Here is a 564-nt window from a genome sequence, read left to right as displayed (position 1 = left end):
GGTAAGTGCCACTCATCGCCTGTCCGTTCGCGAGGTCACGCCAAAAGTTGACGTACTCAGAGGTCCGGGTGTACGGCTCTTCGCAGAAAATCCGGTGATGTTTACCGCGAATCTCGTCGATGGCGTAACCCGTCACCGCGCAAAAATTGTCGTTGGCTTCAAGAATGGTACCGTCAGGGGCGAATTCAATGATGGCCATTGAACGACTAATCGCCTGAGTCCTGGCGGTCATTTCATCCAGAGAACAACTGAGGCGTTTATTTTCGAGCAGGTCGGCTTTGCGGTGTAAATCGAACATGGCTCAATCCCTTGGGGGTGCTGTCTATTGATAATTCAAACGATTCAAGACACAACAAACCGCCTGCGCACTTAGCCCTAAATGCCAGAGCTCACGCACCTCGGAGATTCAAGCACTATTGATTGAGCCCCGCAGGCAGTGAGCATAGCCAGACTACGCAGAGCCGCAAGCACAATGCCATCAGTCTGTGACTTACACCGCATCCCGCGGATACTCGCCTTTTGAACATTGCATATAGCGCGTCGAGCCGTTGTATATACTGCGCG

The 564-nt window shown here is 52.5% G+C and carries 1 protein-coding gene; it reads right to left on the bottom strand.

What is annotated here, in order from left to right:
- Positions 1-298 (bottom strand): PAS domain S-box protein (locus GHO32_RS26175; RefSeq protein WP_153443120.1); only part of this gene is annotated, 298 nt, incomplete at its 3' end.
- Between the last annotated feature and the right edge of the window lie 266 nt (positions 299-564).

The organism is Pseudomonas sp. FSL R10-2189 (assembly GCF_009600325.1).
Lineage (GTDB): Bacteria > Pseudomonadota > Gammaproteobacteria > Pseudomonadales > Pseudomonadaceae > Aquipseudomonas > Aquipseudomonas helleri.
This window is presented reverse-complemented; position numbering and strand designations above follow the sequence as displayed.